The 1,286-nt window shown below is 37.4% G+C and carries 1 protein-coding gene; it reads left to right on the top strand.

Annotated elements, in window-relative coordinates; translation table 11 throughout:
* Positions 1 to 87: 87 nt before the first annotated feature.
* Positions 88 to 1,250 (top strand): IS3 family transposase gene (locus ACTWQB_RS17305; protein WP_443140393.1). Its coding sequence is split into 2 segments (ribosomal slippage): positions 88 to 364 and positions 364 to 1,250, totalling 1,164 coding nucleotides; the frame shifts between segments, so codons are not numbered across the junction.
* Positions 1,251 to 1,286: the final 36 nt, after the last annotated feature.

The raw sequence follows: 1,286 nt of genomic DNA, 5'->3' as shown, positions 1-1,286 counted from the left end.
TAGAGTGACCCAATAATATGAGACAGGAAAAAACACCCCCTAAGTCGTATGTAATATTAATCGACAATTTAGGAGGTGTTTTTCTTTATGGGTAAAAATAGATTTTATCCAGAAGAAGTCAAACGAGAAGTGATACAAATGAAGTTGTCTGGTGAATGGACCAACAAGCAGATTATGGAGAAGTTTGGTATTAAAAACAAAACACAAATCAAGACTTGGATGAGGTGGTACCGCAACGGTGAACACCATAGGTTAGCTCAACCGACAGGTAAACAATATGCCTATGGCAAAGGACCAGACGATGATAGTGAAATAACACAACTACGTCGAAAAGTAACCTATTATGAAATGCGTGAGGAATTGTCGGGAAAGTACCAAGAAATCGAAAGGAAGTGGTTCCAGAAGTATTTGTAGAAGTAGTTGAAGCTTTCAAGGAGCAGTTTTCAACGAAAGATATCTGTGAGTGCTTTGGCATCCCCAGACCGACTTATTACCGATGGAGAGGTACAGTGAATCGAGAGATTCCAGAACTGCATCAATTAATCATAAATATTTGTAAACAACTCTCACATCGTATTGGGCATCGGAAAGTGAAAGGGATCTTGTGGAAAGATTATCAAATCAAAGTTAACCGAAAAACCGTTCAAAAAGTGATGCAAAAATACGAAATTCAATGTCGCATAAAAGTAAAACGACAAAAATATATTGCAGGGGAAAGTAAAATCGTTGTTCCTAACTTGTTAAAACAAAATTTTAAAGCTGAAAAACCGAATCAAAAATGGGTGACGGATATCACGTATTTACCCTATGGTCCGAAGATGCTTTACTTATCTACAATCATGGATTTGTATAATAACGAAGTTATTGCTTATAAAATCAGTGATTCACAACATGTTGATTTTGTTTTAGAAACGCTACAAGAGGCTTGTAACGGCAGAGAGACTCATGAAGTTATTTTACACAGTGATCAGGGAGCTCAGTACACATCCTATGCCTTTCAGGCACTTGCAAAAGAAAACGGCATTACCACAAGCATGTCCCGCAAAGGCAATTGCTTTGATAATGCCGTCATTGAATCCTTCCATTCCTCACTAAAGTCGGAAGAATTCGCCGCTCAATTAAGAGCGACCCTAACAACTACTATTGTAATAGATAAAGTAATAAATTACATGTATTATTACAATTATATACGACCTTTTTCAAAATTAAATTGCCACAGCCCTGTTGAATACAGGACCGTGGCAGCATAGGTGTTTTTTCTTGTCTCATTTCCCTGGGTCAGTTCA

The organism is Piscibacillus sp. B03 (assembly GCF_052246295.1).
GTDB lineage: Bacteria > Bacillota > Bacilli > Bacillales > Alkalibacillaceae > Piscibacillus.
Note: the sequence above shows the minus strand (reverse complement) of the source record. Positions and strands in the feature narration are given on the sequence as shown.